Source organism: Xanthomonas pisi DSM 18956 (assembly GCF_001010415.1).
GTDB classification, from domain to species: Bacteria; Pseudomonadota; Gammaproteobacteria; order Xanthomonadales; family Xanthomonadaceae; genus Xanthomonas; species Xanthomonas pisi.
Window position 1 is genome coordinate 32,575 of record NZ_JPLE01000006.1, and the last position, 18,292, is coordinate 50,866.

The 18,292-nt window shown below is 62.8% G+C and carries 3 protein-coding genes; all 3 read left to right on the top strand.

Annotated elements, in window-relative coordinates; genetic code table 11:
- Window positions 1-566: 566 nt before the first annotated feature.
- The 3 genes from Y887_RS00665 (at window position 567) to Y887_RS19990 (ending at window position 18,148) form a co-directional block, all read left to right on the top strand.
- Window positions 567-2,267 carry a ShlB/FhaC/HecB family hemolysin secretion/activation protein gene (locus Y887_RS00665; RefSeq protein ID WP_046962513.1) on the top strand — a complete coding sequence of 567 codons (1,701 nt, stop codon included), beginning with the start codon at window positions 567-569 and terminating at the stop codon, window positions 2,265-2,267.
- Between the two features lie 70 nt (window positions 2,268-2,337).
- A complete protein-coding gene (locus Y887_RS00670; RefSeq protein ID WP_104611302.1) occupies window positions 2,338-17,745 on the top strand; it encodes a hemagglutinin repeat-containing protein in 15,408 nt (5,135 codons plus the stop codon).
- Entirely contained in the window at window positions 17,738-18,148 is a 411-nt protein-coding gene (locus tag Y887_RS19990) for a DUF6911 family protein (protein WP_146093329.1), read from the top strand. Before Y887_RS00670 ends, Y887_RS19990 begins: the two co-directional genes overlap by 8 nt.
- The last annotated feature ends 144 nt before the right edge of the window (window positions 18,149-18,292 follow it).

Here is an 18,292-nt window from a genome sequence, read left to right on the forward strand (position 1 = left end):
TCACAAGCGATCCAGCTATGAAGTGCGGCGATACTGCGTATGCCTATGTAAAGCGCGTGTCATCACCATGTTGATGTGATGTTCATTGCATGAGATCGGTGGGCAAGGTGTGCCGGTATGCACATTCTTGTGAGCCGACGCCGCCGCCCAGGGTTGAGTCGAAAGACAAGGCCAGGAGTTGCCACCGCACAGCCCGCGACGAACTGCAGGACGGCGTGAGAGGAAACGGGAAGGTGGAGATATGCATTGATGAGCATGTCTCGAATGGCTTCGATGACAGCGTGTTCGGGGAACTTGCTGCCTGTAGCAGCGATCAACCCGCTCGGCACTCTGCGCCCGCGATACGGTCGCGTCCGATATTAATGTGATTTTCATCGCACAAATGAATTTGTCGGGATTTTCTTACAGGGTGGCCCCTACACGCTGAGTTGACCCTTTCTTAACAGTGCAGCACAGTTGCGCCGCATTCGCCGCACCCAGGACTTGTGTTGCCGTTTTGGTAGCGCGGTGCGGCGATGCGAGTGACGGCAGGCTCAGGCGTGGCCGTCGCACAGGGGGCATGACAGATGTGGATGCGATCGGCGCCATGGGCGCTGGCGGCTTGTCTATGGGCGGTCGTCGGGCTGGCGGCTGCACAACAATCGGCACCGACCAGCCTCGACCGGCAGGAGCAACTGCGCCAGGCCGAAGAGATTCAGCGTCGGCAGGAGCAGGAGCGCCAGGCGCCCTTCGCCGGCCCGCGCGAGGACGCCGAGCGCGTGGACGCACGCAGCACCGTGCTTCCCAAGGAGGAACTGTGTTTCCCGATCGCCCGCGTGCGCCTGTCCGGTGCAGGGAACGACGGTGCACGCTTTGCGTGGTTGTGGAAGTTGCTGCGTCGTTATGAGGGCCGCTGCATCGGGCGCGCGGGCATCGACGTCATCCGCCGTCGCGCCCTCGATCAGCTGGTCGCGCGCGGCCTGGTCACCACCCGCATCGGCGTGCCCGAACAGGATCTTTCGCGCGGCGAACTGCGTTTCGAACTGATGCCCGGCCGCTTGCGCGCGGTGCGCGTGGTCTCCGACACCGGCGGCGAACATTGGAAGAGCGCGCTGCCGCTACGGCACGGCGATCTGCTGGATCTGCGCGCGATCGAACAAGCCGTGGAGCAGTTCAAGCGCCTGCCATCGCAGGACGCCAAGATCGACATCGCGCCGGGCGAGGCGCCAGGCGAATCGGATCTGGTGATCACCTTGCAGCACGGCCGGCGTTGGCGCGGTGTGGTCAACGCCGAGGATTCGGGTGTGGAAGCCACCGGCCGCGTACAGGGTGGGCTGGATGTTTCGCTGGATAACCCGCTGGGGCTCAACGACCTGCTCAGTGTCGGCTATAGCCACGATCTGGCGACACGCGATGAAGAGCGCGGCACCCGCGGCAACAGTCTGAGCTACAGCCTGCCGTGGGGCTGGTGGACGTTTGCGCTTTCGGCGTCGTCGTACCGCTACCACCAGCGTGTGGACGGATTCCTGCAGACCTTCCAGTCCAGCGGCGAATCCAGCAATGCCCAGCTGGATATCCAGCGTGTCTTGCATCGCGATGGCACCAGCAAGACCTCTGCCGGTGTCACGCTGGGACGGCGGCGTGCGCGCAGCTATCTGGACGGCGTGGAGATCGGGATCCAGCGGCGCGATACCAGTAGCGCCGAGTTTTATCTCACCCATCGGCGCTACCTGGGCGCGATGCAGCTGGACGTGCGCGTCGCACACCGACGCGGCACGCCGTGGTTCAACAGTCAATGGACCGGCTATGACCCGCAGATCGGCTTCCCCAGCTTTCGGTATGGCGTGACCACGTTGGACGTGAGCACGGCGTTGCCGTTCAAGCTCGGTGCGGTGCCGATGGCCTGGGAAAGCAGCCTGCGTGCGCAGACCGCGGGCGAGCCGTTGCTTGGCTCGGAATTCTTCACGATCGGCGGCCGTTACAGCGTGCGCGGCTTCGATGGCGAAGCGACCCTGGGTGCCGAGAAAGGCGCGTATTGGCGCAATACCTTGAGTTTCCCGGTGCAGCAGATTGGGCTGACGCCTTACCTGGGGCTGGATGCAGGACGGATCGATGGCACCAGCGCCAGCGGGCTGCGGAGCCGCAGTCTGGTCGGTGGCGCAGCAGGGCTGCGTGGTGGCTGGTTCGGCGCCAGCGTCGATGCGTTTGCCGGTTGGGCGATCCATCGGCCCGATGGATTTGGAACTGCGCAGCCGGCGTACGGCGTGCGTGTGATCTACCAGTTTTGACATGGATCGCGCTGCCAGTCGGCGGCGCGCTTGTTGATTGATGACGCCTGCGGGCGGCGAGAGAGAAACGATGGACACCGAAACGATGAGCGTGCGTGGCTACGTGGCCGAACAAAGCAAGCGCGCACTGGCGCTGCTGCTGTGCTTCACCGTGACCTGGACATCGTTCCCGGCGTGGGCGCAGGTTGCGCCGACGGCCAACCCCGGTGGTCAGACGCCCGGCCAGCAGGTAGCAGCCAACGGCGTGCCGGTGGTGGATATCGTCGCCCCCAATGCGCGCGGCATTTCCCATAATCGCTATAGCAATTTCAACGTCGGCCCGAATGGGTTGATCCTCAACAACAGCGCACAGATTTCCAAGACCGAGCTGGGCGGCTATGTCGCCGGCAACAACAATCTGCAACGCAGCGGTGCGGCATCGCTGATCCTCAACGAGGTCACCTCGGCCAGCAGCCGCCTGCAGGGTTACACCGAAATCGCCGGCGCCAAGGCGCAATTGGTGATCGCCAACCCCAACGGGATTTCCTGCAATGGCTGCGGATTTCTCAACACCTCGCGCGTCACGCTGACCACCGGCACGCCCAACCTGGGTGGCGATGGCGCCTTGAATGGTTTCACCATCACCGGCGGTGCGCTGAGCATCGGCAGCAATGGTCTTGATGCCTTCAATGTGGATCGCCTGGATCTGCTGTCGCGCCAGCTCAGCGTCGATGGGTCGATCTGGACCAAGGAACTGGTCGCGAGTGCGGGTGCTGGACGCGTCAACTACGACGGCATGTTGCTCGACGTGCTGCCCGGTACCGATGGCGCTGCGCCGTCGATCGGTATCGACGTCGCGCAGCTGGGCGGCATGTATGCCGACCGCATTCGTCTGATCGCTACCGAAGCCGGCGTGGGCGTGGTCAGCCGCGGCACCCTGGCCGCGCAGAGCGGCGATCTGCAGATCGACAGCGCGGGCCAGCTGAGTCTCAACGGCACTGCGGTGGCACGCGATGGTTTGACTGTACGTGCAGCGGGCGATCTGGACCAACGCGGCGTGCTCGGCTCGCAGCAGGGCGATGTGCGTCTGCGCGGTGCGCGCATGAGCCTGGCGGGCGATCTGGTCGCCGCCGGTACATTGGATGCACAAGCCAGTGGCGCGTTGAGCCATAGCGGCCGCAGCAGCGCCGGCGCCATCCGTTTGTTCGGTTCGGAATTGAATGCCGATGGCAGCCTGCATACGACTGGTGCGCTGGATCTGGGCGCCGATGGTGTATTGCGTAGCAACGGTGTGGCGTATGCGGCAACCGCTGCAACCCTGCGCGCGGGCCAGATTGGCCTGACCGGCACGCTGCAGAGCGGCGGCGCGATCGGGCTGAATGCGAACGCGATCGATGCACTGGGCACCCTGGACGCGGCCACCGCCTTGCGCGTGAACAGCAGCGGCAACGTGCGCCTGGGTGGATTGGCGCAGGCCGGGCAGAGGGCTGATGTGCAAGCCGGCGGTCGGCTGGAGCTGCAGGGCCAGCTGATTGCAGCGGATGCAGTGGCGCTCAATGCGGCGAGTATCGACATCGCACAGCGCGGCGCACTGTCTGCGGGCGGCGATCTGGAGTTGCGAAGCGCAGGCGCCTTGAACAATGCCGGTAGCGGCTACGCCGGCCGCGATCTGCGTCTCCAGGCAGCGTCTGTCACCACGACAGGCAGTCTGGCGGCCGCACGCGATGCGCAGGCGGCCGTTACGGGTGGCCTGGTCAATAGCGGCAAGTTCGTTGCAGGCAATGCGCTGACCATCGACGCGGCGCAGCTGGACAGTCGTGGCGATATCGGCAGCCAGCGTGGGGATACGCTGCTGCGCAGCCGCGGCGGTCTGGCGCTCAGCGGCAACACCGTGGCAGGTACTGCCTTGGGCCTGGACGCCGCAGCGGATGCGCAGGTCTCGGGTATCGTCAATGCCGGTAGCGTGAATCTTCGTAGCGGCGGCGATACCGCACTCTCCGGCACCTTGCAGACCACCGCCGGTGGGTTGGTGATCGCCGCAGGCGGTGAGCTCGTCAGCGATGCCGTGGTGGGTTCGACAGGCACGATCGGTTTGCAGGCGAACGGCGCGCTGCGTCAGCGTGGTCAGCTCCGCGGCGACGGCGCGGTGCAATTGCGCGGCGCGGCGATCGAGCACAGCGGTGTCATCGATGCAGGTGGCGACCTGCGCATCACCAGTGCTGCCGATCTCGCGTTGGACGGCACCGTGCAGAGCGCCGGCTCAGCCACATTGCAGGCGGGAGCAGTACTGGATAACCGCGCGAAGGTGGTCGCAGCCGGTGCGCTGGATGTAGATGCAGCCTCGTTGCGCAATGCGCAGGTGGGCGCGTTTTCGTCGGATGCCGGTGCGCGCGTGCGCACGGCCGGCACATTGGACAACGCCGGCAGCCTGTATGCGGCGAGCGATCTGCAGCTGACCGCAGGCGCGTTCACGCAAAGCGGCAGCGCCAGCTCGGGCAACACGCTTTCGGCAGCTGTGAGCGGGTCATTCGACAACGCTGGCAATGTGATTGCCAGGAACGCGCTACAGATCGATGCCGGTAGCGTGCGCAGCAGCGGTCAACTCGGCAGCGAAGCGGCAGGTGTTCGTCTGGGCAGCCAGGGCGATATCGCGCTGCAAGGCGTGGTTGCCGCTGCGACCACGCTGCAGGCCAGCGCCGCTGGCGATCTGCAGCAGGCAGGGTCGTTGAGGGCTCAATCGCTGGCATTGAGTGCCGGGCGTGATCTCACCGCCGCTGGCAATCTGCAATCGGCATCCACGCTGGATCTGCAGGCACAGCGCGCACTGACGTTTGCTGGGCAGGGTCAGGCCGGTGGTGATGCTTCACTGCGTGCTGCCACATTGACGACGCGCCAGGATGCGGTGCTGCAAGGCGCTGGCGCGATCGCGCTGGAGGGCGCAGCCGTCGACAGCCGCGGCAAGCTGGACGCGGGCAGCGATCTGCAAATCCGCAGCCAAGGCGATCTGACGCTGGCGGGTGTGGCACAAGGCGGCCGCGACGTTGTTTTCAATACCACCGGCGCGCTCAGTAACGCGGCGCAGGTCTTTGCAGGCCGCAATCTGTCGTTGCAGGCAGGCAGCCTGGATAACACCTTGAACGGTGTGCTGGCGGGCGAGGGCAACATCGCCCTGACCACGACGGCACTGCTGAACAACGCAGGCCGCGTGCAGGCCGGTGGCGATCTGCAGATCAGCGCTGCAAATATGGACCAGGGCGGCAGCGCGTCTGCAGGCAATGCGTTGCGCACCGCCATCGCAGGCACTCTGGCCAATCGTGGCAATCTGATCGCCAAGGATGCGTTGCAGATCGATGCGGCCACGCTGCGTAGCAGTGGGCAGTTGGGTAGCGAGCGGGCCGATGTCACCTTGAACAGCCGAGACGCGATGCAACTCGAGGGTGTAGTTGCAGCGGCCACTGCATTGCGTGCGACTGCTGGCGGCGATTTGCAGCAGGCTGGTTCGCTCAAGGCACAGTCGATCGCATTGCAGGCGGGGCGCGACCTCACTGCAAATGGCACTCTGCAATCGGCATCCACGTTGGATCTGCAGGCGCAGCGCACGCTCGCCCTGAATGGGCAAGCATCGAGCACCGGTGACGCAAGTGTCACCGGCGCAACAATTATGACGGGCGCTGCAGCAGTGGTGCAGAGCGGTGCCGGCATCACCGTGGATGGTGGATCCATCGATAGCCGCGGTTCGCTCGATGCGGCGACCGATTTGAACGTGCGCAGCGCCGGTGATCTTGCACTGGCTGGCGTGGCCCAGGGCGGGCGCGATGTTGCGCTGACCGCTGCGGGCGCGTTGAACAATGGCGCTCAAGTCGTGGCAGCCCGCGATCTGCGTGTGCAAGCTGCCAGTGCCGACAACGCCGCAACTGCGACCTTGGGCGCACTACGCGACCTGCGCGTCGATGTCGCTGGCGTGCTGGAGAACAATGGCACCCTGCATGGCGAGCGTGGCCTTGCACTGAACACCGGAACATTGCTGCAGCGCGGCCGTGTCTATAGCGGCGACGCTGTGTCGATCGCTTCGAAAGGCGTATTCGAGAACGCGGGCCAGCTGGTATCCGGCAAGGATCTGAGCATCGCTGCCGACAGCATCTTCAGCAGCGGGCAACTCGGCTCGGTCAACGGCGCACTGACGCTGACCAGCCAGAACGCGATCGATCTACAAGGTGTGATGGCTGCGGCGACCACGCTGCAAGCCACCGCTGGTACCGATCTGCTGCAGGCCGGCTCGCTCAACGCGCAGGTCGTGACATTGCAGGCCGGCCGCGATCTCACTGCCGTTGGGACATTGCAGTCAGCGTCTGCGTTGGATCTGCAGGCGCAGCGCAGCCTGACGTTGAACGGTCAGGCGCAGGCGGGTAGTGACGCAAACCTGCGCGGTAACAGCATCGCCACCGGCCGCGACGCCGTGCTGAAAAGCGTCGGCGCGATCAGCCTGGACGGTGCGGCAATCGACAGCCGTGGCACGCTCGATGCCGGCACGGACCTGAGCCTGCGCAGCACCGGAGCACTTGCGCTCGCAGGCGTGGTGCAAGCCAATCGCGATGTGGTGCTGAGCGCAACCGATACCTTGAGCAACGCGAGCCAGGTGATTGCCGGCCGTGATCTGTCGGTGCAGACAGGCAACATCACTAACGTGGCGGCCGGCGTGTTGGCGGCCGATGGCAGCGTCACGCTGACCACTGGCGCGTTGCAGAACCGCGGCAGCCTGCAGAGCGGCGGCGATCTGCGCATCACCGCTGCCAGCATGGATCAGAGCGGTAATGCCATCGCAGGCAACGCATTGACCGCAACCGTCACTGGAACACTGGACAACCGTGGCAACCTCATTGCCAAGGATGCGCTGCTGGTGGAGGCAGGCAGCTTACGCAGTAGCGGCCAGCTCGGGAGCGAAGCCGCCAACGTCGCGCTGACCAGCCGAGGCGATATGACGCTGGAAGGCGTTGTCGCCGCAGCGACCACATTGCAGGCAACGGCAGTTGGCGATCTCCAGCAGGCCGGTTCGCTCAAGGCGCAGTCGATCGCGCTACAGGCAGGGCGCGACCTCACCACGGCAGGCACGCTGCAGTCGGCAACGCAACTCGATCTGCAGGCACAGCGGACTCTCACCTTCAACGGACAGGCGGTGTCTGCAGGCAATGCCACGTTGCGCGGCGCGCGTATTGCAATAGCGCAAGCCGCAGTGCTGCAAAGTAGTGGCGCGATCAGCCTGGATGGCGCGGCGATCGATAGCCGTGGCGCACTCGATGCAGCCACTGATCTGAATCTGCGCAGCACCGGCGACCTGGCGGTTGCCGGTGTGGCGCAAGCCGATCGCAACGTGGTGGTGAGCGCAACCGGTGCATTGACCAATGCAGCGCAAGTCGTCGCTGGTCAGAGCTTGAACGTCACGGCAGCCAGCGCAAGTAATGCCACAAACGGCGTGTTGCTCGCGCAGGGCGACGCTACCTTCTCCATCGGCGGTTTGCTCGAGAATGCTGGCGCCGTGCGCGCTGGCAATCAACTCACGCTGGGCGTCGGTTCGCTGCGTCAAACCGGTCAGGCGTACGGTTTGCAGCGCTTGGGTCTGACTGCCGCTGGTGCCGTGGACAATCGTGGCGATCTGATCGGCGGCAACGGCCTGCGCGTGGAGTCCGGGCAGCTCGCCAGCAGCGGCCAGCTTGGCAGCGAGCGCGGCGATGTGGTCCTGATCAGCCGTGGCAGCCTGCAGCTCGACGGCAGCCTGGCAGCGGCGGGCGCCTTCTCTGCCCAAGCGGATGGTGCGTTGGCGCAAAGCGGCACTCTGAGTGCTGGCAACACGCTCGATCTGCGTTCCAAAAGCGATCTGACCGTTGCAGGTCAGCTGCGCGGCGAGCAGGTCACCCTGGCCAGCGACGCCGTGGTGCGTCAGCAGGGCGTCGTCAGTGGTGCGACAGTGGGGCTGCAGGGCGCGCGGATCGAAAACGCCGGGCAGACCACCGCGTCGGGAAATCTGAGCCTGCGTGCGGGCGAGATCAACATTGCCGGTACAGTCGGTGCAGGCATTGCCGGTGACGGCAATCTGGGCGCGGGCAGTACGTTGAGCCTGGTCGCCGATCGCCAGTTGGGTGCATCAGGCAAGTTGCTGGCCGGCGGCAACCTCACGGTGCAGGGCAGCCAACTGCAACTGGCTGGCGCCAGCACGCGCGCAACCGGCAACGTCGCACTGACCACCGGCGGCAATCTCGATCATCGTGGCGGCGATTTGCTCGCAGGCGGCACGCTCACCGTGCAGGCCGGCGGCAATATCGACAACGGGCGACTCAACACCGTCGCGGGCCAAATGCAAGCCAACCAGCTGAGTGTCGACGGCGGCAGCTTGAGCAATGTCGGCGGCCGACTGGTGCAAAGCGGCAACGGACTGACCCGCGTCAGCATCGGCGGCGCGATCGACAACACCGGTGGCACGCTGGCCAGCAATGCGCAGGATCTGACCATCACCGCGGCCAGCCTGGAAAATGCACAGGGACGCATCGAACACGCCGGAACCGGCGCCCTGTCGGTCACCAGTCGTGGTGCGCTCGGCAACAGCAGTGGGCGCATCCTCACCCAGGGGCAACTGGACCTGGGGGCCAGCGGCGCGTTGAACAACCAGGGCGGCGCGATTGCCGCAGCGGGCGACGCAGTGCTGGGCGTTGGCAGTCTCAATAATATAGGTGGTTCGGTCTCCGCGCGTGGATTGAGTGTACAAAGCGGCGGTGCGGCCGATAACCGCAATGGCCTGCTGCAGGCCAGTGGTGGTGCGCTGACCTTGCGTGCCGACAGTCTCAGCAATGCAGGCGGTACCGTGCAGGCAGTCGCCAACGCAGGTGCGGGCGGCAGCTTGCGGGTGGACCTCAATCGCGGCCTGGACAATGGCAACGGCACGATTGGTGTCAGTACCGATGCAGTGATCACTGCAGAAAATCTCAGCAGTGCCGGCGGCAGCCTGCAAGCCGGACGCGACCTCAGCGTCACCGCACGTGGCCAGCTGGACAATCATCAGGGCGGCAAGCTCAGCGCGGGCCGCGATCTCAACGTTGCCGTCACCGGGGCCTTGCTCAACAGCGGTGGTCAGCTCGATGCCGGCAACACGCTGACCGCATCGGGCGGTCGTATCGACAATACGCAAGGCAGCATCGTCAACAGCGGTGGTGGACTGACGCGCATCACCACTGGCGGTGCATTGACCAACAGTGGCGGCAATCTCGGTGGACGCGGCAGCGTGGTGATCGATGCTGCCAGCATCGCCAATAATAGCGGCCAGCTGGTCGCTGGCGGCGACCTGATCGCCAACACCAATGGCTTGAACAACCAGGGCGGCAACGTCTATGCCGGCGCCAACTTCCTGCTGCAGCGCGCGGGTGCCACGCTCGATAACCAGAGCGGCAAGATCAAGGCGGAGCAGTCAGTCCGTTTGAACCTGCAGAACCTGAGCAATGCCGGTGGCCAGATTGGTGCCGGCAGCGTTACCGGCGGCGCCGGCGATGTGGTGATCGACACGGTCGGCTTCGACGGTGGCGGCAGCATCCTCGCGCAGAACCTGCTGGATCTGACCCTGCGCAGCGATTACACGCACCGCGCCGGCGCCGACCTGGTCAGCAATGGCGATTTCAACCTGCGCGTTGGCGGCAACCTGGTCAACGAAGCCACGCTCAAGGCTGCGCGCAGCCTGGACATTACGGCCGGCAGCATCACCAACCGTGCGGGCGCTAACATCCTGTCCAACGACACCCGCCTCAACGGCGGCAACGTCATCGACAACGCCGGCAGCATTTCCGGCAACGGAGCGTTGTCGCTCGTTGCCAACAGCGTTTACAACACCGGCAGCATCGTCGGTGGCAATGTCGCGGTGAATACCGGCACGCTGGTCAATGGCGCCGATCTGGGTGGTGCGACCGACAATGCTGCCTACGGCACCGCATTGCTCGGCTCCACCCGCAATATGAATCTGATCGTGCGCGATCAGCTGCTCAATCGCGATGCGCGCATCTTCAGCCAGGGCAATATCGCGATTGGCGGGGCGCAGGATGGTGGTGGCACGCTGGTATCGCGCACCGGGGTGGTGAATAACCTGTCGGGCAGTATCGAGGCCGACGGGAGCATTCTGATTGCGGCGAGCCAGATTAATAATCGGCGTCGTGTGGTCAACACAACCAGCGTCTCCACCGATCCCGGCAACGACGATATTTATTCGGGTGGTGAGCTGATTGAAGGTAAGGCGATCCGCAACCTTCAAGGAGCCCGGGCGCCTTATCCCTACACTGGGCTCGCGCCTGGCATTTATCGTAACTATCAGGTAATCCAGCAGGAGCAGCTGTCTTCCGCAAGCGCAGAGGGAAGAATTGCGGCGGGCGGAAACATCTTGCTGTCGGGGAGCGTGACGAACAATGCCTCGACCATCGCTGCAGCAGGCGTGTTCGCTGCCAACCAACGCGGTCTTGGCGGACTTTCGGACGGAATGATCGTCGGCGGCGAGCAGCTGCTTAACCAGGCGCTGGCGTTGAATCAGACGGTTCGACAAAGCGACGTGGAACACATCGTCACCGCGATTACCAATGACTGCATGCAGCCGGTCGGGCAGAAGGTCGTTTGCTATTACGAAGAAGAAGACCAGCGGCTGAGCTCCTCAACGGTCAGCAGCAGCTATATCGCGCTAGGCGCCAGCATGACCGGCAACCAAGGCGTCAGCATCAACGGCGCCAACATCAGCAACGGCGCTGTTGGCAGCGATGGTCGTAGCATCAGCGGTGCCTCGCTGAATGGCGTCGGTGCGCAAGGCGGCTTGAGCGGTCGCACCGCGCAGCGCGCCGGCGGAGTGGGCGGCCAGGCCGTGATCGGTCTCGCCAATGGCGGCGCGGGCAGCATCCGTGTTGCCACCGGCACCAGCGGCAGCGCAGGCACGCAAGTCGGCGCCAACACGCAGGACGCCACGCTGGCCACGTCGGGCGGTATCGTCAAAATGTCGGTCGCACCGGTCATGTCCAATGACAGTGGCTTGGTGCGTAGCACCGTTGATCAGGCCCACGTGCAAGCCGCGGCTACCGGTGGTGGCGTCATTGCCGGCGCTGGCGAAAGCCGTACCCGCGTCGACCCGGCCACCATTCCGGTGACCAACATTGTGGGTAGCGGGCAAACCTCGCTGACGCAGATCGATCTGCCCATTGGCGGCCTGTATCGGCTGTCCAATGGAACGGCCACCGACCGCACGGCCATGGGCCGCGCAGCAACCGGCCTGGGCGGCATCAACGCCTGGCGCAGCAATGGCCCCGGCCGTCGTTACCTGATCGAGACCGATCCGCGCTTCGTCAACTACGACAACTTCATCAGCAGCGACTTCCTGCTGGACAAGCTGGGTGTGGACCCGGAGTGGACCCAGACCCGCCTGGGCGATGGTTTCTACGAGCAGCGTTTGGTACTTGATCAGATCACCCAGCTCACCGGCCGCCGCTATCTGGGCAACTACGCCGATGGTGTGGCGCAGTACCGTGCCTTGCTGGAGTCCGGCGTGGCCGCCGCAGGTCAGTTGCAACTGAGCATGGGCGTGGGCCTCACCGCCGCGCAGGCCGCTGCGCTAACGCAGGACATCGTGTGGATGGTGGAGCAGGACTACCAGGGCCAGAAGGTGCTGGTGCCGGTCGTGTATCTGGCCTCCAACTCGCTGCAGTTGCGTGGCAATGGCGCCTTGATCGCCGGCGGCAATGTCGAGCTCAATGCCACCAATTCCATGAGCAACCAGGGCGTCATCGCCGGTGCCGATGTCAGCGTCACCGCAGGCAACCTGCTCAACCAGGGCCGCATCAGCGGCACTGGCAGCGTGTCGCTGGAAGCGCGTAACGACCTGCTCAACCAGGGCCAGATCCAGGGCCGCGATGTCGCACTGGTGGCAGGCAACAACCTGGTCAGCGAAGCAAGCAAGGCCATCAACGGTGTCGGCATCCTGTCGGGCATTACTGCCAGCAATACCCTGCAATTGTTTGCCGGCAACGACATGACGTTGACCGGCACCCGCGTGCAGGCGGGTGGCAGCGCCGCATTGATCGCTGGCAACAACCTCAGCCTCACGCCCAGCGCGTTGCGTAACGACAACGGCCTGCTGCGCGGTGGCGATGCCGTGTCGGTGATCACGGGCAAGGACCTGGTCGTCTCCGCAGGCAACGACCTGCAACTGCATGGCGTGACCATCAACGCCGGCGGCAGTGCCGCACTGCAGGCAGGCAACAACCTCTCGCTGACCCCGACCACCGGTCTGGACGGCAAGGTCGCCACCCGTACCACCATCAGCACCGGCGACAGCCTGCAATTGACCGCCGGCAACGACCTGACCATCCGCCAGGCCGACGTCAAGGCCGGCGGCGATCTGATCGTTGCCGCAGGCAACAACCTCAACGTCGAATCTGTCCTCAACGAGACCGAAACCAACAGCTACAAGAGCCGCAACGGCAAGACGCGCGTCACCACGACGACCACCACTCAAACCATCGACCAGCAAGCATTGACGGCCGGCGGCAACCTGATCCTCAGCGCCGGCAACGACGTCAATCTGGTCGCGGCCAAGCTGGACGCCGGCAAGGGTCTGGGCATCAGCGCCGGCAACGACATCAATGCCAGCACGCTGACCACGGTGGACACCAGCAACACGCTGGAAACGCGCAAGCGCTTCAAGCAGACCACCAGTACCAGCGACGAAAGCGTCCACGGGGTCGAGTTCAGTGCCGGCGGCAACCTGGCGATGCAGGCCGGCAATGACATCACCCTCACCGCCGCATCTGCCGCTACCAAGGAAGGCGGCATTACCCTGGCTGCCGGCAACGACGTCAACCTGCTCGCCGCCAGCGAGCAGCACGACGCCGTGCAGGACATGACCAAGAAGAAGAAGGGCACGTTCTCCAGCAAGACTACGACCACGCATGATGAGTGGCAGGACACATTTGCAATCGGCACGGCGCTGAGTGGCGAGTCCGTCAATATCTCTGCCGGTAACGATGTGGCAGTGGTCGGCTCAACCGTGCTTGCCAATGGCGACGTGCGTCTGGCAGCAGGCAACAATGTCACCATCGAGTCAGCGCAGGACACCAGCAGCGAAGCGCATAGCTTCAGCCAGAAGCGATCCGGCCTGACCGGCGGCATTGGCGGCGGCGTTGCCAGCATTGGCTATAGCAAAGCGCGCAGCAACAGCGAGAACGCGACCGAGTCGGTTACCCAAGTCGCATCGTCGGTCGGTTCAACGGACGGCAACCTCGTCATCAGCGCGGGCAACCAGCTGACCATCGCCGCCTCCGACATCGGTGCCGGCAAGGACCTGACCCTGGCGGCCAAGGATATCGCCCTGCTGGCGCGCCAGGACACGGTCGATCACCAGGCCAGCCAGTCGAGCAAGTCCAGCGGGTTCTCGGTGGGGGTGACGTACGACCCGGGTGCGTCGTACCGCAGCGCACGCGATTCGACCACCAAGAACATGGTCGACACCGGCTCGACCATGAGCAAGATCAGCCGCGACGCCGAGGGCGCAGCCGCCGGCACCATGGCCGCGATCACCCCGGTGGTGATCCAGGCCAGCAGCCATCGCTCCAACGCATCGCAAAACGAAAGCACCAGCGATGCGCGCGTCAGCCAACTGGCCGCCGGTGGCAACCTCACCTTGCTGGCCAGCGATGGCTCGATCACCAGCCAGGGCACGCAAATGTCCGCGGAGGGCAATGCGCTGCTGCTCGCCAGCAAGGACATCGTGTTCGATGTCGCGCACAACACCCAGTCCAGCGGCAATGCGAGTACCGGCAAAGGCTGGGGTTTCAACAATGCCGCAGGCTTGCCCTACGGCAACTACAACCAGCAAGGCACCGGCAACGGCCAGACCGACACCATCACCGGCACCCAGTTGTCGGTGGGCGGCAATGCCAGCCTGACCACCACGCAGGGCGACATCTCCCTGACCGCAAGCAACATCGCAGCCCAAGGCAATGTCAGCATGCGTGCGGCCGGCGACCTGACCATCCAGAGCGGCCAGGACCTCCTGGGCAATACCAATCAGTCCACCAGCAAGGGCATCGGCACGGTGGTCATCTCCGACACCGAGCGCTTTGCCGGCTACAACAAGAAGAACCACACCGACGACAACGCCCAGGTCGCGCAGGTGGCCAGCAACGTCGGCAGCCTGGGCGGCAATGTCAGCCTGACCGCAGGTGGCACGTACACGCAGTCGGCCAGCAACGTGGTCGCGGCCAAGGACGTGGACATCACCGCGGCCTCGATCCAGCTGCTGACCGCCAACCAGAGCAGCTCGGCCTCGCAGCAGGACGACGACCTGAAGATCGGTGCGTTCGCGCGCATCAAATCCCCGCTGATCGATCTGATCAACAATGTGGACGATGCGCGCAAATCCGATGGGCGGTTGGGCGCGATGCAGGGGATGGCGGCCGCGGCGAATGCGTATCAATCGGCTAGTGCGATCAGCAGCATGGCCGGCGGTGCGGGTAGCGGCTCTTTACTCAGCGTCGAAGCAGGCGTGGGTTTCGCCACCAACGAGAGCAGCTTCAACAGCAGCAGCCAACTCTCGCAGGGCTCCACCATCACCGGTGGTGGCAATGTGCGCCTGAAGACCACCGAAGGCGACCTGCGCATCGTGCAGGGCAACCTCAAGGCCGGCGACACGCTGAGCCTGGATTCGGCACGCGATCTGGTGCTGGAAGCGGGCAACTCCAGCAACACCGAGCAGAGCAAGGGCAGCAACGCCGGCTTTGAGGTCGGCGTCGGCGCATCGGTGGGCGCGCAGACCGGCGTGTATGCCTACGTGCAAGCCAGTGCCGGTAGCCACAGGTCGAACGTGGATGGCAGCACCTGGCAGAACACGCAGCTGGCCGGGCAGAACATCGTGCTCACGTCGGAAGGCGATGCCACCTTGCGCGGCGCAGTGGTCAAGGGTGACAGGGTCGATGCACAGATCGGTGGCGACCTGACCATCGAATCGCTGCAAGACAAGCTGGACATCCAATCCAAGGAAAGCAGCGTTGGTGGACGCGTACAGATCTCGGCGGGTACTGCATGGGATGTCAGCGGGTACGCAAGCGGCGCCAAGGCCAATGGCAACTACCTCGGTGTCGTCGAGCAGTCGGGCCTGTTTGCGGGCAATGGCGGGTACCACGTCACCGCCGGCAACGTAAACCTGATCGGCGGCGCCATCGCCAGCACCAACGCCAACAACAGCGAGCTGACCGCCGACTCGCTGACGGTTACCGATCTGAAAAATCGGATGGACTACAGCGCCTCATCCGGCAGCGTCAGCGGTGGATTCGGCAGTACCGGCAACCAAACCGATGCCAACGGCAACCCGATCGAGCGGACCGCTGGTGAGCAGTCCACAGACATCGGCAACAACATCGCCAACGGCAACTACGGCAAGGCCAATACGGGCAGCTTCATGCCGGGCGTGCCGATGAGTGAAAGCGGCAGCGACACGAGCTATACCCGCGCCACGTTGACCGAAGGCAACATCAAGATCGGTGGCAAGACCACCACGGCTGCGGCAACCGGCATCAATACTGATGCCAGTGCCGCACACGAAGCGGTTGCCACACTGCCGGACGTGCGCAAGATCCTGGGCGAGCAGCAGGCGATGGCTGCCGCTGCCGGTACCGTGATGGCAACTGGCAAGCAGATTGGCGATGACATTGCGGCCGCCGCTGAGAGCAAAACGCGTGCCATCGAAGCACAGTACAAAGAGGGCCTCGAGACCGACGATGAAAAGACCCGTTTCTCAGCGTTGACGCCTGCTCAGCGGGAAAGCGAACTGCTACAAAAGGTTCCCGACTACCGTGCGGCCTACGAGTCAAAGCAGCAATGGGGCACGGGCGGCGACTATAGCCGTGCGTTGCAGGCGGTCAGCACGGTCTTGGTCGGGAGCGTCGCCGGCCAGGGCGCCGGCCAAGTTGCCGGTAATGCATTGGCACCCTATGCCGCACAGCTTATTGGTAAAACTTTCGACCAGAACCACGGCAGCGATCCGAACGCTGTGCTGCAGGGCTTGTCGCATGCGGTGCTTGGTGCAGTGCTAGCGCAAGTCAACGGTACGTCTATGGCTGGCGGTGCATTAGCCGGCGCAGGCGGCGAGCTGGCCGCGCAGTATCTGACCAAAACCCTATACGGCGACGACCCGCAAGCCTACGGCCCGGATGGCAAGTTCGATCCGAATCGGTTGTCGGAAGCGGACAAGCAGATGATCGTCTCGTTGTCGCAGGCCGTTGGTGCAATTGCGGGTGGGATAACGGGTGGTAGTTTAGCGGATGCTGCGACGACCGCAAATATTACGAAGAATTCGGTCGAGAACAATTTCCTCGGCAAGGATGATCATGCGAGATTGAAAGAACTTCGCCAGAAAGCTGAAGCACAGTTTGGACTGAATCCTCAGGAATCATTAGAACTGGTCCTTCTTGACGCTGGTGACCAGATGAGCGCCGGTCTTCTGAAGAAGATATTGGCTGGAGAGACTCTCACTAAAGTTCAGGAAGCTGATCTAGCTACTTATTACTACCGCTATCTCGATCAGAACGGAAGCTTCGATCTGAATAATCTGCAGGGCATCGGGCCAGACCAAGTGTATGGTTTTCCATACGCAGGGTTGAGCGGAGATAAGAAGGCGTACGCGAATACGAATTTCACCTTCATGGAGCGCTTGTTCGGCCGCGACATGACAGCCAACGACATGATCTATGCTGACGCGCTCATCAAGTCAGGGCTTGAAGTCGGTCGTAGTGAAGATTTGCTCCCATCCTCGATGCAGCTGAGAGGCTTCTTCGCCCTCCACGACTCGTTGAGCTCAAGCGCGCTCGCAAGCCTGGGCTATCTAGGTGCGACTGCGGCGGGAATGAGTGAGGAGAATAGGAGGGGGCTTGCAAATTCCATTGCTAGCCTTGCCCAAATAGGGGGCGCGGCAGTAGCTCCGTGGACTGGCCTATCAACCGATACCGGGAGCCTTGGAGTGACACGTCCGAAGTCTCTGAGGCCCGTTGGATCAGAGACTACTACTGAAGTTAAAGGTGCGGTCAAGGTGTATGCCGAAGCAACCGTAGGAGGGGAAAATTTTGTCGACGTAAATCAAAGTGGCAGAAACCCAATTTATGCGAACCCTTATATGCCGACGTTGATCACCGATAGAATTGCAGAAAAGTCAGCTAAGAACCCTGGGAAAAATTTTCCGAATGGAAACATGGCCACAGCGCACGCTGAAATTTCTGTGATTCAACAGGCATATGATGCAGGGAAAACCAAGAACGCGGATATGGTGATTAATGTGAAAGGTCAAGATGTTTGTGGCTATTGCAAAGGTGACATAGCAGCTGCTGCCCAAAAGGCGGGCTTGAATTCACTTGCAGTCAAAGCAGTAGATATTCGCACGGGCGCTAGCACGCTATACTTTTGGAGACCTGGAATGAAAAGTATCGAGGAAAAAAATGATTAAATTGGGCGGATACATATTAAATAAGAATGGCGAAAGAGAGCAATTGACAGTAATTCAAAGCCCTTCACTTAGTGATGTTGAAAATTACATAGATGCTTTATCACTCAGTAGTGGCGCCCTTAGCGTCTGGATTAACCCAAAGCCAGAAATTGGACCGTATGATTTAAGGCTTCACGCAGAATGCGGCAGGTTTATAGTAATGCTATGTAAGTACATGGAAGATGGAGACCATGAAGTCGATGACATATTAAACACCAAGGCCGAAAAACGGACAACTGAAATACTTGGCGAAACTTATTATGAAAGCTCAGTAACAAGAAATATAGATTTAATAAAAAATTGCTTTTCCGATTTCTTAAAAAAAGGAAATATTTCTCCTGAAAATCTTGTGACAGACTGGTGAAACGAAACCAACCTAGAGCCATCAAGCATTCACTAAGCATAAACCTATCTGAAAGCGGCTCATCGCCTTAATTATGATCGGCTAAGAGCGGCTAACAAACGTAGCGAGCAGCCGTCAGACGTGCACGGTTGGTGCTCGCTGTCA

Bases quoted from the DNA above. Each gene is read 5' to 3' on its own strand.
- Y887_RS19990 (WP_146093329.1), top strand. From the start codon at position 17,738: ATGATTAAATTGGGCGGATACATATTAAATAAGAATGGCGAAAGAGAG.
- Y887_RS00665 (WP_046962513.1), top strand. From the start codon at position 567: ATGTGGATGCGATCGGCGCCATGGGCGCTGGCGGCTTGTCTATGGGCG.
- Y887_RS00670 (WP_104611302.1), top strand. From the start codon at position 2,338: ATGGACACCGAAACGATGAGCGTGCGTGGCTACGTGGCCGAACAAAGC.